General features: G+C 44.3%; 17 protein-coding genes and 1 pseudogene. 14 read left to right on the top strand and 4 right to left on the bottom strand.

All coding sequences use genetic code 11. From position 1 onward, the window contains the following. Window positions 1-302 precede the first annotated feature (302 nt). The 8 genes and pseudogenes from ACT89M_RS28295 to ACT89M_RS28260 form a co-directional block, all read left to right on the top strand. Window positions 303-6,365, top strand: coding sequence for a DUF7601 domain-containing protein (locus ACT89M_RS28295; RefSeq protein ID WP_221787650.1), 6,063 nt, complete (start codon window positions 303-305; stop codon window positions 6,363-6,365). Window positions 6,366-6,387: 22 nt separating this feature from the next. Further along, a complete protein-coding gene (gene srtB, locus ACT89M_RS28290; RefSeq protein WP_308723246.1) occupies window positions 6,388-7,164 on the top strand; it encodes a class B sortase in 777 nt (258 codons plus the stop codon). 209 nt (window positions 7,165-7,373) lie between these two features. Further along, window positions 7,374-8,012: a hypothetical protein gene (locus ACT89M_RS28285; RefSeq protein WP_308723247.1), complete on the top strand. Its 639-nt coding sequence runs from the start codon at window positions 7,374-7,376 to the stop codon at window positions 8,010-8,012. A 264-nt stretch (window positions 8,013-8,276) separates the two neighbouring features. Further along, window positions 8,277-8,687 (top strand): VOC family protein, encoded by a 411-nt coding sequence (locus tag ACT89M_RS28280; RefSeq protein WP_308723248.1) that lies wholly within the window; start codon window positions 8,277-8,279, stop codon window positions 8,685-8,687. 239 nt (window positions 8,688-8,926) lie between these two features. Beyond that, window positions 8,927-10,177: a TerD family protein gene (locus ACT89M_RS28275; RefSeq protein WP_308723249.1), complete on the top strand. Its 1,251-nt coding sequence runs from the start codon at window positions 8,927-8,929 to the stop codon at window positions 10,175-10,177. 102 nt (window positions 10,178-10,279) lie between these two features. After that, window positions 10,280-11,155 (top strand): AraC family transcriptional regulator, encoded by an 876-nt coding sequence (locus ACT89M_RS28270; RefSeq protein ID WP_154889723.1) that lies wholly within the window; start codon window positions 10,280-10,282, stop codon window positions 11,153-11,155. 249 nt (window positions 11,156-11,404) lie between these two features. Further along, the gene (locus ACT89M_RS28265; RefSeq protein WP_261769292.1) at window positions 11,405-12,094 is read left to right on the top strand and encodes a hypothetical protein; all 690 of its coding nucleotides are present in this window, start codon (window positions 11,405-11,407) and stop codon (window positions 12,092-12,094) included. Between the two features lie 11 nt (window positions 12,095-12,105). Continuing rightward, window positions 12,106-12,363 (top strand): annotated as a pseudogene (locus tag ACT89M_RS28260) (CD3324 family protein); the annotation flags it as partial. Between the two features lie 544 nt (window positions 12,364-12,907). Here ACT89M_RS28260 and ACT89M_RS28255 read toward each other — a convergent pair. Both ACT89M_RS28255 and ACT89M_RS28250 read right to left on the bottom strand, forming a co-directional pair. Further along, window positions 12,908-13,066 carry a hypothetical protein gene (locus tag ACT89M_RS28255; protein WP_186809682.1) on the bottom strand — a complete coding sequence of 53 codons (159 nt, stop codon included), beginning with the start codon at window positions 13,064-13,066 and terminating at the stop codon, window positions 12,908-12,910. A gap of 377 nt (window positions 13,067-13,443) precedes the next feature. Then, on the bottom strand, window positions 13,444-14,205 hold the full coding sequence (locus ACT89M_RS28250) for an AraC family transcriptional regulator (protein WP_253498929.1): 762 nt from the start codon (window positions 14,203-14,205) through the stop codon (window positions 13,444-13,446). A gap of 266 nt (window positions 14,206-14,471) precedes the next feature. Between ACT89M_RS28250 and ACT89M_RS28245 the strand changes: the two genes are divergently transcribed. The 6 genes from ACT89M_RS28245 to ACT89M_RS28220 all read left to right on the top strand — a co-directional run bounded on the left by ACT89M_RS28245 (window position 14,472) and on the right by ACT89M_RS28220 (window position 21,643). Next, window positions 14,472-15,599, top strand: coding sequence for a BMP family ABC transporter substrate-binding protein (locus tag ACT89M_RS28245; RefSeq protein WP_253498932.1), 1,128 nt, complete (start codon window positions 14,472-14,474; stop codon window positions 15,597-15,599). A gap of 150 nt (window positions 15,600-15,749) precedes the next feature. Then, window positions 15,750-17,306, top strand: coding sequence for an ABC transporter ATP-binding protein (locus ACT89M_RS28240; protein WP_253498935.1), 1,557 nt, complete (start codon window positions 15,750-15,752; stop codon window positions 17,304-17,306). Beyond that, window positions 17,303-18,352 carry an ABC transporter permease gene (locus tag ACT89M_RS28235; RefSeq protein ID WP_154889731.1) on the top strand — a complete coding sequence of 350 codons (1,050 nt, stop codon included), beginning with the start codon at window positions 17,303-17,305 and terminating at the stop codon, window positions 18,350-18,352. Before ACT89M_RS28240 ends, ACT89M_RS28235 begins: the two co-directional genes overlap by 4 nt. Next, window positions 18,345-19,280, top strand: coding sequence for an ABC transporter permease (locus ACT89M_RS28230; RefSeq protein ID WP_123063838.1), 936 nt, complete (start codon window positions 18,345-18,347; stop codon window positions 19,278-19,280). Before ACT89M_RS28235 ends, ACT89M_RS28230 begins: the two co-directional genes overlap by 8 nt. 10 nt (window positions 19,281-19,290) lie before the next feature. After that, on the top strand, window positions 19,291-20,250 hold the full coding sequence (locus tag ACT89M_RS28225; protein ID WP_253498941.1) for a nucleoside hydrolase: 960 nt from the start codon (window positions 19,291-19,293) through the stop codon (window positions 20,248-20,250). A 1-nt stretch (window position 20,251) separates the two neighbouring features. Beyond that, entirely contained in the window at window positions 20,252-21,643 is a 1,392-nt protein-coding gene (locus ACT89M_RS28220) for an ADP-ribosylglycohydrolase family protein (protein WP_308723250.1), read from the top strand. Between the two features lie 183 nt (window positions 21,644-21,826). Here ACT89M_RS28220 and ACT89M_RS28215 read toward each other — a convergent pair whose 3' ends face one another. Both ACT89M_RS28215 and ACT89M_RS28210 read right to left on the bottom strand, forming a co-directional pair. Next, entirely contained in the window at window positions 21,827-23,119 is a 1,293-nt protein-coding gene (locus ACT89M_RS28215; protein WP_154889739.1) for a hypothetical protein, read from the bottom strand. A gap of 387 nt (window positions 23,120-23,506) precedes the next feature. After that, window positions 23,507-24,055, bottom strand: coding sequence for a DUF6199 family natural product biosynthesis protein (locus ACT89M_RS28210; RefSeq protein WP_154889742.1), 549 nt, complete (start codon window positions 24,053-24,055; stop codon window positions 23,507-23,509). Window positions 24,056-24,365 lie beyond the last annotated feature (310 nt).

Genomic DNA, 24,365 nt, shown 5'->3' with positions numbered 1-24,365 from the left:
GACAGTGTGCAGGGAATAAATATGATGTGAAATTAGAATTAAACATTGAATGTAGGCTCTTCATTTGCGCTTTGTTTACTGATTGTTAATCAGTAGACAGGGCGCTTTTTTGCTTACATATAAGATTCTTAACCAATATTATAACGCTATAAATGTAGTACTTATTTAATGGAGGCAACTCAGTACATATCATCTCTAAAGGGCAAATATACGGGTGGTCAGAATTTGGTTAGACCTCTAATTTATAATGGTCAGGTATGCCAGTTTCGCCATAAATTTTAGAAATGGAGGAGATTCTCGTATTGAAGCAAAGACGCAATGTAGGTAAACCGTTATTGTCCTTATTTCTGGCAATTATGCTTGTTATGCAGACAGTGATGTTCTCCACTGCCGCATATGCAGAGAGTGTACCTAACGATAATGGAATGGGCGCAGTTAGCGAATCTGACTCGATGAGTATGGAAGAACCAACTTCAGTATCCGAGGCAGTATATGATGTACCCAACAATTCCATAATGCTGGCAGCTGTCCCAATGGATAAAACAGCAGTTTTTATGGAATCTAATGTATCCTTTCCGCTGGAGTTGAAGCAAGGGAATGTGGTCATTGATCTGAACGGTATTATTAAGGGACGACAACCATTTACGCTCAAATCGGAAGGGCTCAAGATACCTGTCAATGGAGATGATGCCAATCCAACGAATGCAGATCCTGAGAAATACATTCAAAAGGGTGACTGGATTGAGCTGAAAAGAGAAGATCACTTCAAGGAAGTCGTGCTTCCAACAGCGACCAGAACCTTGTATGCACAGACTGACTCAGGCACTAAACAACTGGGTACTACCTATTTTACTCCAAATAGCATTCGAGTTGTCTTTGATGGTGATGATAACTTTTTCAATGGTGTTGGACGAGGTGTTACTTTCAGTTTCGAAACGACAGCTGATGCAGATGTAACGGGATTGAATTATGGTGATAAAAAACCTGTCAACATCTTTGGTAGTACATATCAGCTAGAGAATCCGAATGTTACAGCAGAGTACGGTATCACGTTAACCTCGCCTGGAATGATCAGGTGGGATCAGTATAGTTATCGCGGACTTCAACCGGCCCAATTCGTAGAAGGCGCGATTACTTGGCAGTCAACCGTATCGGCATCCGATCAGTTTGATAAAACGATCAAATTGCCATTAGACGGGAAGACATTTTATACGAATCCCTCAGCATATAATACAGGCTCTGGAAATTCACGCGGCATTTATGTGGAGGGCTCCTTCAAAGTTAACGATCAGAACGTAGCACCAGTTGTTGGAGCAGACGGATCGCTGACTTACATTTTTCCACAGGGAACAGGTCCGGAACCCAAAGTGGAATATAAAACCTGGATTCCTAAGGAATCGTATTATTACGAGTATCGGAATCCGCCAACCAATCTGGGGCGTAGCCACCGGGATACGAATGGTAAAGTGGAACTGAGACAAGACGATAGCATGCTGGTGCAGGCTGGGCTGGAGATGGCCTTTGCTCCCGACTGGATTCAATCCAGTGCTTCATACGATCATGCGAGTGAGACCATTACCTGGAAAGTCACAGTTAACCGATATAACAAAAATGGGTTGAAAGACTTTACGATTACCAATGGTTTACCTGCCGGGCTGAATTTTGTATCGGCTGAATGGCAAGAGGATGGTACCGAATCTGGATTAACACCCATTACACCAGATGCAAACGGTGTGTATTCTTTTGGAAATATTAACGGTAAAGTGGATTTAATTATTAAAAGCAAAGTAATAAGTGGTTCCAGCTTCAGAATCGATCCTCGCGCCAACTGGAATTTGGATACACCGGCTGGTATACAGAACAACGATGTAACGACGGGTAAATGGCCTGTAGCAGTAACGGACGAGGCCATCGTTAACATCGGCGCGCATAATTTCACCAAATCAGGTGCTGTTTCTACAGAGGATTATAACCAAGGTAGCATCACGTGGACGGTTAACCTTGCCCCACAATATGCTCTGCCGAATGCAGCGGTATATGATGTCCTTGTACATGGCGGTAGTTTGGACGTCTTGGACAATGCCGTAGATGTAAGTGGTGAAGTGAGTGCAGAAACCATTGCGAAAATCAAGGCGAATGTAACTTCCGCACAGCTTTGGAAGCAGTATAAGGCAGGAACGCTGAAAACGAGTGAAGCCAATCTGACGATGAAGGCAATCCCTTTAACGGTGGATGGTAAAGTGGTGGCGGATTTAATCAAGGTGACTGGATATACGGATAGTTCCGCATCCTTCAGCTTCCGTGCACTGGAGACCAACCCGGACATCCTTTTCAGACAGGACATCAACGTAGGCAAAACAAGTTCTAATCGCGCTTTGCTCATTGATGGTGAGAACGTAAGACAAACGCAAAACAATGCCAATCTTCACCTGCGTATGCTGAACAAGGATATGCTCTTTGCTTCAAGGCCGTTGAAAGTCGATGGCACACTTGAAAATGTTAGCCCAAATAACGTTAACAGTTACATTAGAAACGATAGTAATGATGCATGGACGATTTCTGCTTATGACCGGACAACCAAGACAGTCACCTTCCGTCTAGGGGTAAACATGCCCGGATATAACACAGAAGAAATGGCTAAAGATGGCGGTAATCGAGTCATTAGTAATATGAAGTTAGTGGACACATTGCCTGAAGGATGGGAGTTTGTTCCCTTTTCCGAAGGTAAAGACTATGAGCTTTGGAAAGGATATTCCGACAACGGTTCAGGTACAGATTACGGTACGAGAAACGATGCCAAGAACATTATTGAACCAGGCACTGACGCTCATGTCGTAAGCTCCTTCACCCATAATGGCAACGTAGGAACGTTCACTTTCTCTAAATTGGAGAGTCCTTATGTGATCTTGGTGAAGGCAAGACCTTCTAACGAAGCTTTAGAGGAATATTTGAACGAATACACGACGAATGGCACGGACAAGCAAGTGGTATATAACAAAGCTGACCTCCATATGTCTTGGGGTGGAGTAGAAAAGATTGTCTCTGAACAGCGTAAGATTATCGTACCGATCCAGACTCTGAGCAAGTCGGTAACTAAACCTGTTCCAGGTGTGTTGGAATGGACAGTAAACTATACTCCGCCATTTAACATGAAGCAGGGCGTTTATCTGGAGGATACCCTGGGTGCAGGCATGAACTTACGTTATGAAGTTAACGGAAAGCTTGTGCTGACATCACCTAGTATGGCCGTCTACCTTGCTAAACTAACAGCTAGCGGTACTCTGGAACGAGGTGAAGCCCTCGACCTGAGCGATCCTAATAGCGAAGTTCAAGTAGAGGTTGCACCAGGTGCAGATGGGACTACCGTCCTCAAATTCAAAATGAACAATCCGAATAAGTTTTACCAGTTTGTATACCAAACTGAAGTTGATCCTTCGAAAGCGAAAGCCGGAGACAAAATGGGCAACGAGGTAAAACTGAAGGGCGATGACAGTCTGAGTGCTGTCAGCGCTAGAAGTGAAAGTACACTGGACAGTTCAGACGTAGCAGGTAGTTCAAGCTCCAATGCCTTGTTGCCTCTGAGAAAAGTAGATCCGAATGGAAATCCGTTGAAAGATGTAGAATTTACACTCTATAAAAAAGACAGCGGAACTACAGTGATCAAAGGAAAAACCGATAATTTAGGGAAACTTAATCTTCTATTCCCTGACCCAGGCTACTATGAGCTGAAGGAAACATACATTGATACAAATACTTGGTTGCCTACAACAAAGATTTATCAAGTATATGTAGGTAATACACCGGGAAAACCTCTCTGGGTAGACGGGGTAAAAGTAACCTCGGATCAGCCACTGATTGTGCCAACACCTGCCCAAGGCAAGCTGACCATTACCAATAAGGTAGAAGGCAACGGCAGTGATCCGAACAAAGGGTTTGTATACACTGTGACCTTCACTGGTGAAGGTCAGGACGAAGAGTATGTCTATAAGAAATCGGATAATACGTCTGGAACGCTCAAAAATGGAGACAAGATCGTCCTCAAGCATGGGGAATCTGCAATACTTCCTGCTTTGCCTGCGAATCTGGTCTATACCGTGACTGAGGACGATTATACGACCGTTGATGGCTATACGACCACACCTGATACGAGAGAGCTGTCCGGCTCCATTGTGAACAAAGGTGATCATAAAGCGGACTTCATCAACGAACGAATCGTTAACAAGCTGACTATTAGTAATACGGTCATGGGCAACGGTGGCGATAAGACGAAGGAGTTCGAGTACACCATTCACTTTGAAGAAACAGGCAAAGATGAAAGTTACTCTTACATGAAGTCGGATAATAGTACAGGCACGATCAAGTCTGGCGACACCTTCCGCCTCAAAGACGGAGAGACACTGGATATTTCAGGCCTGCCTAAACATCTGAGATACACAGTTAGCCAAAAAGATTACACAACCGATGAATACATGACTACTCCTGAGGAACGGTATTATTCCGAGGTGATGAAAGGCATGGATGAAGAAGCTCCATTCACGAACGTGCGCGTTTTGAAGGGCGGACTACTCATCAGCAACACAGTGAAAGGCAAAGACGAAGATAAGAGCAAGCTGTTTAAGTACACCATCACCTTCACAGGTGAGGGATCAGATGAGTCCTACGCCTATGAGAAGTCAGATGGCAGCAAGGGCATGATCAAGAACGGCGATAGCTTCGAGCTTACCGATGGCCAGACACTTATTGTGCAAGGACTCCCTTCATCTCTCGAGTATACGGTAACGCAGGACGATTATACGAAAGATGGTTATGTGACAGACCCTGAACGTTTTGTTCACACGGGTGTGATTCCGGAGAAAAAAGCGGCTGAAGCTAAATTTAAAAATACTCGCCCTTATCTGGAAGGTGTACTGCGTGACAACAATACAGGAGAAGTCATTCCGAATGCATCCATCACGGTGACTGATCTGAAGACAGGTGAAGAGCTTCAGATTGAGACGAATGAGAAGGGTGAATATGCAGTCCCAGCCGTAGCTGATACGGACTACACGATCACATATACGAAGTTGTATCGGGTAGGCGGAAGAGATGTACCTGTTAAGTTTACACAAAAAGCAAATGTAAACAGCAGTGTTACAGACGAGACCATTCCAGCGGATATCACTGCTGTAGGTATCATTATGCTCAAACAAATGGACGGAACAACAGAGCTATTTAACAGCTTGCATACCAGCCATATGTATATCTACCTGAAAGACAGAGACGGTAATTATATTACGGAAAATGGTCGTCCTAAGGCTTTTCCAATGGCTTCGAACGGAACGTTCTCCGTGGAAGGCTTAAGCGAACAGAAGTACACCATGGAAGTTCGTTATCAAGTGGAGACGGGTGAGGAGTTGCTCCTCAAAGTAACGCAACTCGACGTGAAAGCTAACGGAGAGCTGAATATTTCTGAGGAATTAGTCGACCCTTACGGTACGGTCTACGATGAAACTACAGGAAATGCGAGCACGGGCAAGAAAATTGAAGGAGCCAAAGTTACACTGTATTATGCGGATACACAGCGGAATAGAGATAAAGGTCGCATTCCGGGTACAAAAGTAACACTTCCAGCGGTTCCAAATTTCCCGCCGCACGACAACAAGAGTCCAGAGCAGGATAGCGATGTCAATGGATTCTATGCGTACATGGTATTCCCTGAAGCAGATTACTATCTGGTTGTAACGAAGGATGGATACGAAACGCACACTAGCGGTACGATTTCTGTAGATTTTGACATTGTCAAATACGATGTGCCAATGAAGCCGATCCGTTCAGGTGGTGGCTCCGGTGGTAACAGCGGAGGCAACACTGGCAACAGTGGAACCGGCAACGGCACTCCAGGAACGAGCACTGGCAACAGTGGGACCGACCCTGGTATCCCAGGAATCAACAACGGTACTCCAGGAACGAGCAATGGGAACGGTGGGACCGATAATGGTATTCCAGGAACCAACAACGGTACTCCGGGAACGAACAATGGGAACAGTGGAACAGATAATGGTGTTCCAGGAACCGATAACAGTATCCCAGGAACTGACACTGGCAACAGCGGAACCAATAACGGTAATCCGGGAACGAACAACGGCAACACCGGAACCAATAACGGTACTCCGGGAACGAACAACGGCAACACCGGAACCAACAATGGCAACGATGGAGCGACCAAAGGTGACCAGGTTACGGATAACGTCAGCAACGAGTTGGACGATGCTCCGAAAACAGGAGACAACGGTATATCGCCAATGTTCTATATGATTTTGGCACTGATGTCCTTGATCACGATCGCTTTCTGTCTGCTCGGTAACAAGAAGAAAAAGCACATTTAATGACCGGAAAGGCGGTAAGAACATGAGCAAAACCAAAAAAATTCTTATCGCCATTTCCTCCCTTGTGTTGGTATTCTCTCTCATCGGTATTTCGAGAACGCTGCTGCGAGATTATGCTGAGCAACAGAAAATAGATGAGTTGGCGAACATGTGGGAGGAAGGGTCGAATAAAAACGGAGGGGATGCAATCCCCTCTTTTTTGTTCAATAAGAAGAAAAAGCGAGTCATACTTCCTGAATTTCAAGCCCTTTACGAGCGGAACTCGGACATAGTGGGCTGGCTGAAGATTAACGGCACTCGAATTGAATATCCTGTCATGCAAAATCCACAGGATGCGGATTATTATCTGGATCATGATTTCGATAAGAAGGAAACCCAAGGTGGCCTTCCTTTTTTGGACAGGCATAGCCAGATCAGGGGTTCAGATATTTTGCTAATTCACGGACATCATATGAAAAGTGGCTGGATGTTTAAAGACCTAATGAAATACAAGAGTGAAAGCTTTTATAAAGAGCACGCTACATTCGAGTTTAGTACGCTTTACGAAAAGGAAGAGTACGAGATTGTTGCTGTGATTCTATCCAAAGTGTATCGTAAATCAGATGACGTGTTTAAGTACTATCAAATTGGGGATGTACAGACGTCCACCGAGTTTGATTCATATGTTCAGAATATCAAAAAACTCGCTCTTTACGACACAGGTGTAAACGCTCAGTATGGTGATAAACTTGTTGTACTGTCCACATGTGAATATTCGACTGAAAATGGCCGGCTAGCGGTAGTTGCTAAAAAGCGTTAAGGCCGATGACGAAACACCAAATGAATGGGTTTCATCTCGCGTGTCCTCTTTAGAGGACACGTTTTTTTGTGTTATCCCCTAACTTTTAATGAAGTTCCAGGATTGAGGTTAAACGTAGGTGGATTAGAGAGGAGTCTTCTTTATAATGGAGATGAGTGTTATATGCGAATAAACAAGTAAATATCAGATTCTGGAGAGGGAGTTGTAAAGTGCCGATAGAGAATCAAGCGAATATGTTGACGACTAGAGTAGAATCTATTCTTTATTATGCCAAACCGTTCTTAACCAGTGAACATAGAGCAGGCTGGATCGGCGGTAATGCACCTGAGTTTTTTGACGACCAATCTGAACTCATCCACGAAGGTAACCAAAAGTATGCTTTCTATCTGAGCCTTAACCATCCCTTCAGACCAGAGAGCATGATCTCGATCTTTATCCCTGAAAATCGTGAAAGCTATCTGGAAAATAACATCTATCCTGATTGCTCGATCAAGGTGATTGAACATCCTGTTTCAGCAGAAAGCATCCAGGGGTCTTTTACTCACAAGGATCTGATAAGACACTCCATCTCACACGGAGAACGAAGCAAGGACGAAGAATCCATGGAGCAGCCCTTTTTGATTAAGGCGGGCGGTAATCCGAGACTGATTCAGGATGAAGACTATTATTTTGCAAAACTCAAGAAAGAGTCACTATCATTCTTTTTCCAAGTCGATGAAGATGGTTATCCAGATACATTGATTCAAGAGGGTGGCAATTATCCATTTGGTTTTGGTTCGCTATATATTTTCGCCAAAATGGGTACTGAAATAGAACACCCTGTAGCCGGTTTCTGTCAGTTTTCTTAAGCGCAATAGACGAATTTTAAGTGCAATAGATGAAAATCGTATGAAATTCTCGGCCGTCCTGTCCTCTGCAGCGGTTATTTGGGGGGAGGCGAATTGGATACGTCTCTGCTTCGTGATATGTAAATCCAAAGAGTACCTATAAACGCTACTGACATAACGTTGTCAGTGGCGTTTTTTTATAATCAGATCAGTGCAGCAAGGGAGACAGGTAAGTAACAAGATTTAGGGATAAATAATGTAGAAAATTAGGGAGGATGATCTGTTATGAATTTTGCTTCTGTACGTATCATTACTGACAATGTAGAGGGTCTTATGGCGTTCTATGAACACGTTCTTGGGGTTACAGCGGAGCGCCCTGCACCTGTATTTGCAGAGTTTGTTTTACCATCATGCACGCTTGCCATCGGGCACACCCAGACCACAACATTATTTGGGGTGGACGCTGAAAATGTAGCCGAGGCCATGAATCATCCGGTCATTTTGGAGTTTCATGTTGCTGATATCGAAGCGGAATACGTGCGCCTGAAAACATACATTCATGATTGGGTGCAGCAACCAACCACAATGCCGTGGGGAAACCGCTCAATGCTATTTCGTGATCCGGATGGCAACATGGTAAACTTCTTTCAACCGATAACCAAAGAAGCGATTCAACGATTAAATGATAGACATTAACTTATAAATATACGCATAAAATCAAATCACGTCTTGTTTACGATTTTCAATAAATCAGTAGACAGGGCGTTTTTAAATCTGTATTTGGCGGAAAAAAGCAACTCATAACTACGGCAGCGATTCAGCTCCTAAGTATTTCCTTCTTGTGGTAATATAAGTGAGTCAGTACATATTCTGCGCTTTGGGAACGAAAAGATCAGCTTGAGTACGAGACATCAATGGATAGGGAGTGATTTTGAATGAGTCAGTTTCTTCAGATGGGAGCAAATACAACTTTAAGTGCGGCAAAAGGGAGTATCAAGATTAGCCACGAGATTTCGAATCTCATCGATGTTTCACTAACGGCCTTCCTTTTAACGGAGTCCGACAAGGTGCAAGGAGATAGCGGGATCATTTTTTACAATCAACCAACAAGTTCCACAGGTGTAGCCACTCTTTTACCCTCCGAGCAAGCAAGTAATACCAAAGTACATAGAATTGATTTCGATATGGATAAAGTTCCTGAAGGGATAACCAAAATAGCAATAACACTGACAGAGGATCATAACACGGGATTTTCGAATGTGAAAAATCTGACAGCTGAAATATGTACTGATAATACAGTTATTCAGTTATCTCCCTCCAGCTTCACGAACGAAAATGGAATCGTAGTTCTGGAATTATATTTAAGGAATGGACAAACCAAGGCAAAATCAATCTGGCGCGGATTTAATTCAGGGCTTGAAGGATTGTGTAAAAACTATGGTGTTGAGGTTGAAGCGGACGAACCAAGCAAATCTGCTGAGCCTCACATTACTCCAAACCCATCACCAAAAGTGTCTGATTCAATGAGTGGAGCTGCTGCTGATCAGACAAATACCCAATCATCTAAATCATCATTAAATCTTCAAAAGGTAACGGGTAAGATTAACCTCGAAAAAGGGCAAAAGTCAGTACTCATAGATAAAACACCAGAGATTACAGCTACAGTATCATGGGAGACTGGAACGGATTATGATATCTACGCTTTGGTCTACACCAAGGATGGTAAGCAGATTGATGTAGCTATGTTTGGTGCGAAGGGCGTACCGCCACTTCAAAGCTTTGGTAACGGTGCTGTAGAACATAAGGGTGATGTGGGGAGAAGTAACCAAGCCATTAAGACAGAGGTGATCAAGTTAAGATTAAGAGATGATATCCTCGCGGTTGTTCCTGTCGTTTATTCAGCTCAGTCCAATGGGACAGGTTCTTTCTACAGATACAAGGTCTCGATGAGTATAGATAATCATGAGGGAACCTCTGTTACGATCTCGGCTAAGAATGCCAATAACAATGATAAGATATATACCTGTGTACCAGGAATACTGTATAACACACCAGACGGTGTAATCATAAGTCCATTGGAGCTTTATAGTAAGCCTAATTCAGAGAATAGGCCAAAGCTCAAGATGGGATCTTCCAAAATGGTAGAAGTGATCATGGATAAAGGGCCGATGAATGACTATAAATAATCAAATGGTTCGTTCAAGTTACTGTCCCACAAATCCGTGCATAAAATGTCGGATGTGAACATTCCACTCTTGATATTCTATACCTGAAAGGAGGTCATTTGGATGGATTCGCTGGAAAATCTGAATAGAGCCTTACAGTATATTGAAGATCATCTTGAGGAAGACATCGATCTGAAGGAAGCAGCGAAACGGGCACATTGTTCAGACTATCATTTTTCAAGAATGTTTTCCTTTCTTGCAGGCATTCCGTTGTCGGAATACATCCGGAGGAGGCGTCTGACTCTCGCGGCATTCGAACTTCAAGCTGGAGATTTAAGAATTGTGGATGTGGCAGTGAAATATGGTTATCGATCAGCTGATGCTTTCTCCAGAGCTTTCCAAGCATTGCACGGAATAACGCCCTCATCGGTCAGGTCGCATGTGTCGTCTTTAGTAGCCTATCCACGAATGACCTTCCAATTAACTGTTCAGGGAGGAAATGCAATGAACTATCGTGTTGTTGAGAAGGAATCGTTCTATATTGTAGGCATAATGAAGAGGGTACCCATTCAATTTGACGGGGTGAACCCGGAAATTGCATCAATGTGGCAAAGCTTAACCAGTGAAGATATTGGTGAATTGAAACAACTTTCCAATGTTGAGCCACAGGGATTAATTTCAGCTTCGGTGCATTTTTCTGAAGGGCGAATGGAGGAAAGAGGAGAGCTGGACCATTATGTAGGTGCTGCTACATCATCCAAGGAGTTTCCAGAGAGATTTGCAAAGTTAGAGGTTCCCGCAATGACGTGGGCCGTCTTCGAAGCGGTTGGACCTTTCCCGGAAACGTTACAACAGGTATGGGGTCGAATCTATTCCGAATGGTTTCCTTCTGCCAGCTATGAAGTGGCGGAAGGACCGGAAATCTTATGGAATGAAGGTAAAGATGTGTCATCTCCCAACTTTAAGAGCGAGATTTGGATACCTGTTATTCCAAGATAATAGAATAGTAGTGCGGTTACTTGTATTTAAGGCCATCCATCAGAGGATGGCCTTAAACGTATGTTTGAACACAGCATGGTAAACCCTGATCCAAATATAGGGGAATTTTTATAGAGCTAGGTAAAGTTTACTTAAGATATTCATTGCCTATATCCCGCATCATTTCGAGTGGTATCCTTTTCTTATGTCAGATGCGCACCTGATGAATCTTAATTGAGAAAAGGAGAAGAAGAGATGAGTAAGGACCACATGATTCGTTCGATGCTATCTGAAAACGTAAATATGACGCCGAATGGACGTATCGCTGATCAATTAAACCTGGAAGAGTTTGCTGAGTGCCACGAGCTATTTTTTGACAAGATCATGGAAATTCATGTATCTGATATCCAGGGAATTGAGGGCTACGGTGAATTTGATGAGGAATGCAAAACAGAATACGAGAGTTGTAAAGAATTTCTGATCGAAACATTCGCAGAACCTCAAGAGGGCTATTGGTACAATTGGCAGGAGATGTTCGAGACAACGATACTTGATCGTGAATTTTTTGAAACATATTTGCAGGAAATGAAGGATAGAATCCCGTATTGTGAGGGGAAACGCTATTTGGTCTATAACAATACATTCTTCGTTAATCTGATCACGGATGGCAAAACGACGGTTGGATTCCCTGACTGGAGCAGATCCGGCATCGGCGATTTTCTTCTCGATTTTGTAATTATGGATTTAAATAAGCCATACTTGCGTATTCCAGAATTATTATTTGATTACTGCAAAAAAAGGGAGATTGTCATACCCGATTTTCAGGAAAGATTTCTATGTATGGCTTATTATAAAGGCATTGATGTCTTGCGCTGGCACGCATCTATTGATGATACGGAGTCCTGCCGGTCCATTATGAAGTCTATCAGTGAACTAAAAGATCGAATTTACGCTTTATAGATGGTGATATTATGAAATATATCAATGCTAGCGATGTTCTTCCCGAGGAGCTGATGAAAGAAGTTCAGAAGTATGCGGCAGGCAAACTATTGTATATTCCTTCCGGGGAGGAAAAAAAGGGTTGGGGCGAAACGTCGGGTTACCGAACTCAACTCAAAAAGCGCAATCGAATGATCCGAAATAAGTACGCTCATGGGCTCACTGTATCAGAACTTGCGGACGAATATTATTTATCTCTGGACTCCATTAAGAAAATCATCTACTCGAAGCATACCGATGCACAATTAACGTATTCTCCGACACTAGAATCAGCTGTAAGCTATGCCAATACCGGCATGCTTGAAGAATGGATACAATGCTATTTGTTGCTCACTTGCCAAGCCTCTCCCGATGTGCAGGGACTCATCAAGGAAGATGATTTAAACTTTGGAGTGGTTCAGTTTCCATTACGCCTTATTCAGTATGAAGAATTCGATAGCGTGGAGAACGTAGCAAGCGAAAGTGATGATACATCTATGTCCCCACCACTTCTTATTCAGTATAGGGAAGGAAAGTTTCATTGCATGATGCACAAGGGATTGCTCGCTTCGTTGAAAGAACGCAAAACAAATGCCTATCCCTCTATCATTGTATTAAAAGAAAATGCCGAGTATAAAAGATTCATGAAACATTTCGGCAATGTATTCATTTTTGTTGATAAAGTTTGATTTAATGCTGGGCCATCCTGTAAAGGAGGCCCTTAATATAATTGGGAAAATGATATTCTTTCTTTTTAATTTACAAAGTTTAGTAGTAAAGCAAACATTGTGCAGTTTATCCTACGCCATCACTTTCTAACAGGGAGTAAAAATTATCGCGGTCTTCATCATCGAATTTGCCAAGCGTCCGCACCTTGACCATTTCATGCCCGCCAAACAGGTCGATCTCTTCGCCATAAAAGAGAGAAAATTGGATTTTATCCACGCTGTTCATGTAAAGCTCCTTTCTGAATTCTTCATCATTCTGAACAATATTTTACGTGATACCGGATGAATTGAAAAAAGTGATAATGCCCTGCATATCCGGAAATTCAATACTGTATAGAAAGAATAGAGGGGGGCTCGCTCGTTATATCGCTCATTCGCACATTATTTCTTGACGAGAGGGGATTTGGGGAGTATTATAACGTGCCGGTTTTTAGAAGGTCTATCCATAAAAATAAGAACAATCTCACGTCCTGTTTACGGTTATCAACAAACCAGTAGATAGGACGTTTTTCGTTCGTTAAGTTGAACGTAGCAACAGGCGAGGTATAACCCCAAAAAAGCATCTGGCACCCTCACTCTCTCACAGAGCAAAAATCAAGGGTGCTAGATGTTCGTGATCTGCAAGTTTTTGCGATAGGAGCGCGGGGTTGTACCAGTCTCTCTTTTGAACATGTTGCAGAACTGAGCATCATTCACGAATCCAGCCTCGGCGGAGACATCCGAGATGGACATCTGTGTGCTGGCAAGCAGATGCTTTGCGTAATCCAGGCGTTTGATTAGCATATATCGAGAAGGGGAGGCTCCGTATTTCTCTTTGAACAGATGCCGGAAGCGATCATAGCTATATCCGGACATGTTCGCTAACATCTCGATGGAGAGACGTTGTGTGAAATGTTCATTTATATATGAAAGCACATGTTGGAGTCGATCTCCGGAGAACAGAGGGTACATGCTGTTACCTCCACGATGGAGCAAGTGCAGTAACATATGGTGTAGACGGTCGTTCAGGTAGTCCTGAGCACCTTCACCCCGCCGTGTATATTCCGTGTTCAACTGTAGCATGTAGTTATAGATGTTATGCTCCCGGTCATCCTGATGCATGCCTTGCAGCTCGGCAATTTCGGATAGATCCGTCTGAAATCCAACAAAAAGTACCTCAGCGTCCCCGCGATGATCCTCATCATGCTGTTGGTGTGGCGGAATAAGTGCATAGGTTCCAGCTTGAAAATGGTAGTTATGCTCTCCAATCATGGATGTCCCGTTCCCTTTAAAATAATATACCAACTCATAACATTCATGGCGATGAGGGATGATATGTGTGAACCGGGCGTGTTCGGCTCTGACAACATATAGAACTTGATCCATTATTGTTTCCCCCTAATTTCGACAATTAGCCGAATCGTACAAAAAAGCGACCGAAATCATATAAATATAATGGCTTGATTTTGTTATGATCATACTCATAAACGAATGTTAAATGAAAGTAATCGTTTTTACGTTCGGTTATAGCAGAAAAGAAAACGCATTACAATTCAGAATTAGGTTTTAATTTACATGATTTATAAAGCTGGGCTGTAAGCACGACAGATTATCCATGATTTTAACAACAAACAGGGGTGTGAGTAAAGAACATGAAGAAGAATGCGTTGGTAATTTGTATGGTAGCGTTGTTGTTGCTTCTGTCCGCATGTGGAGGTAAGAAGGGTACAACAGGTGAAACGGGTTCAGCAGGAACGGGGAATGGCGGTGAGCAGACCAATCAACTGAAAGTGGTATTGCTGATTCCAGGTACACTGGGAGACAAATCCTTCTTCGACGCTGCTAATCATGGTCTTGAGCTAGTTAAGTCCGAACTGGGCGCTAAGACCAAGGTCATTGAAATGGGTGCAGACAAAACAAAGTGGGAGCCAACGTTTAACGATATTTCTGCTGAGGACTGGGACATTCTCATTTCTGGTGGCTCTGAAATTACAGAAATGTTTAATGCTGCTGCGGAGCAGCATCCGGATAAAACGTTCATTAACTACGATACAGACATCGAGGATGCCCCGGCCAATGTATATAATATGTCCTATTCTACTAATGAAGTATCCTTCCTGGCGGGAGCGGTTGCGGCGCTCACGACCAAGTCGGACATGCCAAATGCAAACAAGGACAACCTGATCGGTTTCCTGGGCGGGATGGACATTCCCGGTATCAATGCTTTTCTCGTCGGTTACATTGAAGGAGCTAAGTACGTAGATCCAAATATTAAGGTCGCTGTATCTTATGCTGGTGATTTCGTCAATCCGGCCAAAGGAAAAGAACTTTCCCTTATTCAATATAACTCGGGAGTTGACGTGATTTTTAACGTAGCGGGCGGTACAGGCCTGGGGATTTTTGATGCAGCCAAGGAAAAAACCAAGTATGCGATCGGCGTGGACTCGGACCAGGCTGCGTTGCTCAAAGAGACAGACCCTGCCAAAGCTAACCTTATCATTACTTCTGCGATCAAAAAGATCGACACTTCGATTTTGGAAGCCGTGACCCAGGCGAAAGAGGGCAAGCTGGAGACAGGAAAGCGCCAGGTGATGGGCTTTGTCGAGAACGGTGTTGGTATTGCGGAGAATGACATCTATACAAGTGTATTCCCTGCTGATCTGCAAGCGAAAGTAGAAGAGATCAAGAAGAAACTTGAAAACAAAGAGATTAAGGTATCCAATGCGATGGGCATGGAAACCTCAGAGATCGAAGCGATCCGTAATAGCGTGAAGCCATAAGATAAGCATAAACTTTCGTTTACTGGATAGGATCATCGGAGTGAAATAACCGAGTGTATGTTGTACAGCTGGAGATGTAGTCATGATCATTGATGCATTTTCGGCTGTACATTTTTTGTGCACATTGCTAGTAGAGAGGAGCAACCCGACATGTCCGGCGCACTGTTGGAAATGCGTAATATTTCAAAGGTTTACCCCAATGGGGTGGTCGCTAACAAGAATGTTCAGTTCTCCTTGCAGGAGGGAGAGATTCATGCCATCGCCGGGGAGAACGGGGCGGGCAAGTCTACATTGATGAAGATGATGTTTGGCATGGAAGAGCCGAGCGAAGGCGAGATTTTGTTAAAAGGAAAACAGATCAAGCTTGGCAACCCTCAGGATGCTATTGCGCTTGGAATCGGTATGGTGCATCAACACTTCATGCTCGTTCCTTCCTTCACCGTGGCTGAGAATATGGTGCTCGGCATGGAGCCGAGACGCGGTGTGGGCATTCATTATGCAGAAGCTGTCCGCATGACGGAGGAAACGGCGCGCAAGTATAATCTGTCCGTTAATCCAAGGGCCAAGGTTGAGGATTTGAGTGTAGGGATGAAGCAAAAGGTAGAGATTTTGAAAGCTCTGCTACGTGGTGCAGAAATACTCATTCTGGATGAGCCTACAGCCGTACTAACTCCACAGGAGACAGAAGAGTTGTTCCGAGAGTTGAAGCTGCTGAAAGAAAAAGGACATACGATTGTGTTTATCTCGCACAAGCTGAAAGAAGTGAAAGCGATCTGCGATAGAATTACCATTTTGCGCGGCGGACGTACAGAGGGTGTATTTAACATTGCCGATGTTACGGAACAGGAAATATCACGGCTAATGGTAGGACGGGATGTTGTACTCAAGTATGACAAAACGCAGAAGAGTTATGGCGAGACAGTACTATCTGTGCAACATCTGGGCGCGGTTGATCCGGAAGGCAAGGCATTGTTGTCCGATATCAGCTTCCAGGTTCGCGCAGGGGAAATCGTCGGAATTGCCGGCGTGGAAGGCAATGGGCAGAGTCAGCTCGTAGAAGCACTGACTGGAAGCTTGGCGAATCGCTATGCAGGCGGCAAGGTTGAAATGAAGGGAAAGGATATTCGTTCACTCGGTATCCGCGAGATTCGTGGGCTCGGCGTCTCCTACATCCCGGAAGACCGGATGCGCCAGGGGTCAGCTGGTGAGGCAAGTATTGCGGACAATCTGATCTCCACCCGGTATCGTTCGAAATCTCTGAATAGAGGGCCGCTCCTTAGCATGTCATCCATTCAAAAGCTGGCAAGTTCTCTGGTGGAGGAATTCAAGGTTCGTTGCTCCGGCCCGTCACAGCCAATCGGTATGTTGTCAGGAGGCAATATGCAAAAGGTAGTCGTTGCCCGTGAGTGCTCAACCGAACCGGATCTGCTCATCGCAGAGCAGCCGACGCGGGGGGTGGACATTGGAGCGGCACAGTTTATCCATCAGAAGTTGCTGGAGCTGCGGGATGCGGGCTCTGCAATTGTGCTTGTATCGGCTGATCTGAATGAAATTCTGGAAATGAGTGATACACTGCTTGTGTTATATGACGGAAAGATTGCCGCACGGCTGGATTCTCCGTCAAGCGTCAGCGAAGAGGAGCTGGGTCTCTACATGCTTGGGATTCGTGAGCAGCAGGAGCAGTATGAGGAGGAGGCTTCCCCATGATCCGATTAAAATATTTTGAAGTATACCGCACGGCAGCAGTCATTCTTATTTCTTTAGCTATTGCATTTATTATTATCTCTCTGGTGAGCAGCCAGCCTGTAGAGACTATCCGCATCTTCCTGTTTGAGCCGCTGTCCACCTTAAGCCGCATGGGCAATGTTGTGGAAATGGCAATTCCGCTCATGTTTACAGGGCTGTCGGTGTCACTCCTGTTTAAAACGAACATGTTCAATTTGGGTGCTGAAGGTATCTTCTATATCTCAGGCATTGTTGCTGCCATTCTGGCTATTCATCTAAGCATGAACGGAATTATGCACCCGATCGTGGCGATTGGAGCGGGTTCGATTGTGGGTGCACTACTCTCAGCTATTCCCGGTTATCTAAAGGCCAAATGGAATGCCAATGAACTGGTCACATCACTGATGTTTAATAGCATCTTTTTTGGAATTGGCTTGTATCTGTTGAATTATCACCTGCGGGATGCCAAGGCGTTCTCGAATGTATCTTATAAATTTGCCGAGACGGCACAGCTGGACAAAATAATGCCAGGCACACGGCTGCATACCGGACTGATCATTGTGCTGGTGTTGATTGTTCTTGCTCATTATTTCATGTATCGCACGAAGTGGGGATATGAGCTGCGCATGACGGGAGCCAACCGCGAATTTGCTGGATACTCCGGTATGAAAACAGCAAAAGTCATCATTCTGGTGCACCTAATTGCAGGTTTTATTGCCGGTATGGGTGGTTCGGTCGAAGTGCTGGGCATGTATAATCGCTTTCAATGGACGGCATTGCCGGGATATGGACTGGATGGTGCACTTGTGGCCATGCTTGCCAAGAACAATCCTCTTTCCGTCATTGGTGCCGCACTCTTCCTCGCCTATATTCGTATCGGTGCGGACCTGATGGCTCGTTTGTCGGATGTGCCTTCCGAGATGATTTCCATTATTCAAGCAGTCATTATTTTGCTGATCTCTGCGGAGCAGTTCTTGAAATTCTGGAAGAATCGGATGCTGCTGAAGGAGGCCAAACTGCATGAATAGCCTGCTGAACGTCATTTTAACGACGGATTTTGCCTTCTCTGTATTACGGGTTACTACTCCGATTTTGTTCGCGGCTTTAGGTGCATTGATCTCCAATCGAGCTGGGATCATCAACATTGGTATGGAGGGAATCATGCTCGTATCCGCACTGGCGGGGGTTGTTGTCAGCTCATACACGGCCAGTGCCTGGATCGGATTACTTGGCGCAGTGCTGTCGGGTACGGCGATTGCCGGAATGCTTGCTTTCTTCACCCTTAAATTCAAGACGCATATTATTCTCGGCGGCGTTGCCATCAATATGTTTGCATCAGGGGGAACGGTGTTTCTACTGTACTTGCTTAGTGGTGACAAAGGTTCATCTACGTCCTTGCCGAGCAAGGTGTTGCCTAGTATAGATATTCCCCTGTTGCAACAAATTCCGGTGCTCGGACCGATTCTGTCAGGGCACCACATTTTGACATATGCTTCCATTCTAGCCGTTATTGCCGTCTATTATTTATTAAAACGTACGCCACTAGGTCTGCAAATTCGTTCCGTCGGTGAGAATCCGCATGCGGCACAGTCGGTTGGTGTCAGTGTGGTGAAAATTCAGTATATGGCTTTGTTGCTGAGTGGATTCTTTGCCAGTTTGGGTGGTGCCTACATGTCGATGGGATATTTATCTCTATTCACCAGAGATATGATCGCTGGCCGGGGCTGGATTGCCATCGCAGCGGAGTCTATGGGACGCAGTACAACCGTAGGCACAGCCCTGACCTCACTGCTATTCGGTGGAGCGGAGGCACTGGCTAATGCATTGCAGGTGCTCAAGATACCGGCTGAGTTAATCGGTACATTGCCTTATGTAGCCACCGTGATCGGACTAATTGTTTATGCGATTGCTGAGACACGTAAGAAGCGGCGTAAACTCGCACAAAAAACGAACTGAGGAGAGAACAATGACAAAACCTATAATTATTGACTGTGATCCAGGACATGACGACGCAATTGCCATTTTGCTGGCGCTGGCTAACCCAGAGCAGCTGGAGATTAAGGGCATCACAACAGTGGGCGGCAACCAGACCTTAGAGAAGATTACGAATAATGCGCTCAAAATTCTCAGTTTTGTCGGAGCGGATATCCCGGTAGCGAAAGGAGCGAAGGGGCCGCTGTTGGGTGCCTTAGTGACGGGAGAGGAAGCCCATGGTGAATCGGGAATGGACGGCCCTGTACTTCCGCCAAGTCGCTTTCGGGCAATTGAAGAAGGGGCTGTAGAGTTTATACGAAATCTGTTGCTGTCTTCGGATGAGCCGATCACCCTTGTGCCCATTGGCCCGTTGACCAATATTGCTACCCTCATTCGTGCGTATCCTGAACTGAAGTCACAGATTGCTGGCATTTCCATGATGGGTGGAGGCATTGCCTATGGCAATGTAACTCGTACAGCAGAGTTTAACATCTATGTTGACCCGGAAGCGGCCCAAATTGTATTTGAATCAGGAATTCCGATCACGATGAGTGGACTGGATGTGACGGATAAAGCGGCTATTTTTGACGAAGAGATTGAAGCTTTGAAAACACGCGGCCCTGTATCAGTCATGGTTGGGGAACTGCTGGACTTCTACTCGATTTACGGTAAAAAGATGGGTTACCATGGCAATGCCCTGCATGATCCGTGTGCCATTGCATGGCTGCTTCAGCCTCAGCTGTTCCAAAGCAAAATGCTGGACGTGACGATCGAAACCCAAGGAACGCACACACGCGGGATGACCGTGGGCGACTTGCGCATCAAGACAGATCGCGAGCCTAATGTGAACGTACTGCTAGATGTTGACCGTGATGCTTTCATTCGTCTCATCTATGATGCACTTGCTATCCTGGACGCTCGTGTAGAGCAATCTCCACAAGGGGATTCTTAATATGGCAGGCTGGACTGACTTGCGAGAGACGGTGCGACTTGAACTGCTTCAACGGGGTGAGGAAGGCTGTGACACTCAGGGATATATGCAAAAGTGGGACGAGGCCGCTGATGATGAGAGCACGCTGTTGCAACTCTACCGAGAACTGATGGAACTTCAGGTATCGGCTGATTTTCCTTTTGCAGAACCTTCGAATTTGGAAGACATCCGTGCTTTGCGTCCAGAGGGCCCTCGCGAGCTTCAAGCGGACTGGAGTGAGCAAGTATGGCGAGATAAATTCTACGGGGCTTGGCTCGGGCGAAGTGTTGGGTGTGCACTAGGGAAGCCATTGGAACACCCCGATTACCTCTACGGTAAGGATGGACGCCCGGGCTGGGAAAATATTGAGCTTTGGTTCAAGGGAGCTGACGCCTGGCCAATTCGAGGGTATACTCCTGAACATTCCCGTGCGGAGAACGAGTATGGCTTGAGTTTGACAGAACTAGGGCCTTTAAGTGTGCGAGAGAAAATTCGGTTTATGGAGAGCGATGATGATATTCGTTACACGATTCTGGGCTTGCTGTTGCTGGAGGAAAAAGGGCTGGACTGGGATTCGTGGGATATCGGAAAACTGTGGCATCACCGTCTCACGTACAGTCAGGTATGTACAGCGGAGACACAAGCATACATGAACTTTGCACAGGAGACTTCGCACCTGAAGTCGGATAAACCTGCGGATTGGGCACTACGCCAGGAACGTGTACGTATGCATCTCAATCCATACCGCGAGTGGATCGGAGCTGCAATCCGCGCTGACGGATTGGCATATGGTGTAGCCGGACGACCTGAACTGGCAGCCGAACTTGGCTGGAGAGATGCCTCCTTTTCTCATGTCAAGAATGGTATTTATGGTGAGATGTTGAATGCAGCGATGATCGCTGCGGCGTTCGTGGAAAATAATAGCGAGCGTATTGTAGAAATTGGACTCAGCGAGATTCCGAAGACAAGCAGACTGGCCGCAGATGTGCTTCAAGGCATGGAGATTGGACTCTCTGCTCGGAACGAGCGGGATTTGGTCAGCAGGATTTGGGATACGTTCAGTCATTATGATGCGGTGCATACCAATAACAATGCTGCACTGGTAGCAGCATCTCTGGTGTATGCTGGCAATGATTTTGAGAAGGCAGTTGTCACGTCTGTTTATGGTGGGCTCGACACCGATTGTAATGGAGCTACGGTTGGGTCGATCATGGGTGCGCGCCTTGGGGCAGCACAGTTGCCCGAATCCTGGACAGCTCCACTAAACGACACGCTGTACGCCGATCTGGTTGGATTCGATCCGGTGTCGATCTCTTCCTGTGCTGAACGCAGCTATCAGGTGTTTTTGAAGCTTCGCGACAAGGTGCGTAACTAATGCAAAAGATGACGATGAGATATTTAGTTTATCCCATCATAAAATAGAACTTCGATTACTTAAATTAAACGATGTAGCCTTAGGATCTTTCCTAAGGCTTTTTGTTATGACTTTAGCCCGTTGAGTACGTGAAACGCACGAAACAAAAAACACCCGCATAGCGGGTGTTCCTGATTTGATGAATTATTTCGAGTTGTAAGAGAAAGATAGATTATGCGTTTGTGGTCCTGTAGCTGCGTTGTAATTATCCTGAATGTTTGAGATATAATAAGTGAATTTGAGGTTTAATGTTTTCTGTTTTGGTGTACTGTAGTGACCAACTTTAATAACAGAATCAAAGGAGTGGCTTGGAAGCTCCAGCCTTTGACTTTTCGGAATCGTTAATTTTGATCTTCTTACTTTACTGCTACCACTATTGTCATATACCTTTAATGTTCCAGCTGCAATGTTCTGTGAATTCGTATACCCTACTCCAAAAGACAAACCTGTATTAGGAACCGACAGTCCCCAAGCTACATTCAGTTTTAATTTTCCAAGGGTACTATAAGATGAATCCCACATAATAGACCGTATTACATCCCCAGGAGCTGTATAAGCTTCAAGGGTTGTATCTTGATGAACTCCCATTCTCCAGCCTGAGGTTTTGGAATTAACGGTTCCTACGTTAGATGTCGTACTTACGGACAGGGGATAAAGTTTTGTGGTAAAATCCCCAGAACCTCCACTAAGAGACGAGGGACCCTCAACATAAGCTCTTACCGTCATTTTTTCTGTTATTGTAGCAACACCCGCGTTGTATACTGCAGTATATGTTTTGTCCGACTTACCACTTGCCAGAGACGCAGCAAATGTTGTTAGTCCATCGTTGGTTTCTTCTCGAACGGGTTCAAATACTTTCCCGTACCAAAACATATCTGTATGTTCTGCATCTTCAAAAGAGCCCGAATTGTTAAACATCTGATCTGTATGAAGTTTATCATTTAACTGATCCGTTTCCAAAAACGTAAAGGTTCTTGTATTCTTTTCAAGCAAATACAGTTTAACAACAGTATCATCATTCTTGAATTTATCTCGCAATAAAGCTAGATTGCTGTTGGGTTTGCGATCAATTCCGAAGTAGACAACTTCAAAATTGTCCTTGTTATCCTTTAATTCTCCTACAATCAGACTGTCCGTATAACCAGCCTTCTTTAACCCGCCTGTAAGTTGGAATTCCTTCTCTCCAGTGCTAGTCATCACATTACCGGATAAGGAAACAGAATCTGCACCGTTACTCTCCATAGATTTGATATCTACACTACTGGAATCGAAATTGGCTGATTTGCCTAATTTTTCACCCTTAGTATCCAAACTATATACGGTATTACTTGGAATTTGGATACGATCTTTAGATACTTGGTCGGATGCAGAGACACTAGTACCTAGAGAAAAAGTGAGTAATGTAGTCGCAAGGAACAAAGACATTAACTTTTTCAAGATAAAACCTCCTAAATATTGGATTGTAATTTGTCGAGGTTTAAAGATACCAAAAAGGATATGATTTGTAAATCGAGCACCTTTTTTCGAAATAAATAGTAGTTATTTTTACCCATACCAGAAGTAGTTCGTATAACAACAAATTTAGTACATATAACTGAAAACTATACTGGAGAATCGGGCAAGGCGAACTAGAATTAACGCAGGAGTCAGATTAGAACCAGATAAACACGGACTCCAGATATATAAAAAAAATTTATATGATACAAAAGTTGGGTTTTATAAAAGAAGGGTCTAGCGTGAGTTATCTGAAGTGATGTATGTATACTTTGACAGCCAAGCTAATCTCTTAGACAAGAAGAAAGAGCCCGGCAGGATGGGCTCTTGTTATTGATTTGTATAATTTGAACGAAACCAATTTTCTAATTTATCACTTACGATTTCATAATGTGCATCGGTAGAATCGGATTGCAATTCAATACCACCAGATGATCCAAAAATGATTAATTCCAAGCGAGTACCATCTTTAAAAATTATTTCCCCTATGTTGCTTGCTCCTGAACTTTCCTCGAAATCCATAGGCCTCAGCTCTGCATGTTGTATCATGCCAGTAACTGTTTTTGTCTCTTCATCCGTTAATGTTACTGGATTAAACAGGCCGATGTTGATTTCTTGTAATTGCCCTGCAGAGAGTCTTTCTTTAAAATGGTCTGCCCAGTCGTGGTCTTTCCCATGACTAGATGAGCAGCTTGAGACAATGAGTATGGAACCAACAATGACGAAAATTACCCCTAAGAACCGCTCAGCACGTAATGCTAAATCGCTAGGCTTGGCATCTTTAAGTTTCCATCCTAACCTGAAATACCAAAAGGAGTAAGGTGATATGGCCATAATTAGACCTATGATTAACATTAGTACGCCTACAACTCCTGTCAAATCATCACATCCTTAATTATGTTCATCATCTGAATTGAACGTGCATCTCATTTTGTTTGTTAAAATCGAATCCCCAATGTTACTGAAACCATAACCATTCCTTTGAAGCGGTAAACATATGAAACGAGTGAAGCAGCTACGAAATAATCTCAATAAATGCTTGTTCAGTATTTGTTTAGAGACAGAGGTTATACTAATCCTCGCTAATCATTTTGATATAGAAAGTAGGTCATATCATTAGTAGAGTCACTTTGTGAGAGCACTTCATTGTAAGTTGAGTATAAGAATTCCCTATAGCAAGTTAACTGGG

This window comes from Paenibacillus sp. NN59 (assembly GCF_057597225.1).
The sequence above is the reverse complement of the archived record's forward strand: the minus strand, read 5'-3'. Positions and strand labels throughout refer to the sequence as shown.

Coding starts and splice junctions, on each gene's coding strand:
- srtB (WP_308723246.1), top strand. CDS start 6,388: ATGAGCAAAACCAAAAAAATTCTTATCGCCATTTCCTCCCTTGTGTTG.
- ACT89M_RS28280 (WP_308723248.1), top strand. CDS start 8,277: ATGAATTTTGCTTCTGTACGTATCATTACTGACAATGTAGAGGGTCTT.
- ACT89M_RS28275 (WP_308723249.1), top strand. CDS start 8,927: ATGAGTCAGTTTCTTCAGATGGGAGCAAATACAACTTTAAGTGCGGCA.
- ACT89M_RS28270 (WP_154889723.1), top strand. CDS start 10,280: ATGGATTCGCTGGAAAATCTGAATAGAGCCTTACAGTATATTGAAGAT.
- ACT89M_RS28265 (WP_261769292.1), top strand. CDS start 11,405: ATGATTCGTTCGATGCTATCTGAAAACGTAAATATGACGCCGAATGGA.
- ACT89M_RS28255 (WP_186809682.1), bottom strand. CDS start 13,066: ATGAACAGCGTGGATAAAATCCAATTTTCTCTCTTTTATGGCGAAGAG.
- ACT89M_RS28250 (WP_253498929.1), bottom strand. CDS start 14,205: ATGGATCAAGTTCTATATGTTGTCAGAGCCGAACACGCCCGGTTCACA.
- ACT89M_RS28245 (WP_253498932.1), top strand. CDS start 14,472: ATGAAGAAGAATGCGTTGGTAATTTGTATGGTAGCGTTGTTGTTGCTT.
- ACT89M_RS28240 (WP_253498935.1), top strand. CDS start 15,750: ATGTCCGGCGCACTGTTGGAAATGCGTAATATTTCAAAGGTTTACCCC.
- ACT89M_RS28235 (WP_154889731.1), top strand. CDS start 17,303: ATGATCCGATTAAAATATTTTGAAGTATACCGCACGGCAGCAGTCATT.
- ACT89M_RS28230 (WP_123063838.1), top strand. CDS start 18,345: ATGAATAGCCTGCTGAACGTCATTTTAACGACGGATTTTGCCTTCTCT.
- ACT89M_RS28225 (WP_253498941.1), top strand. CDS start 19,291: ATGACAAAACCTATAATTATTGACTGTGATCCAGGACATGACGACGCA.
- ACT89M_RS28220 (WP_308723250.1), top strand. CDS start 20,252: ATGGCAGGCTGGACTGACTTGCGAGAGACGGTGCGACTTGAACTGCTT.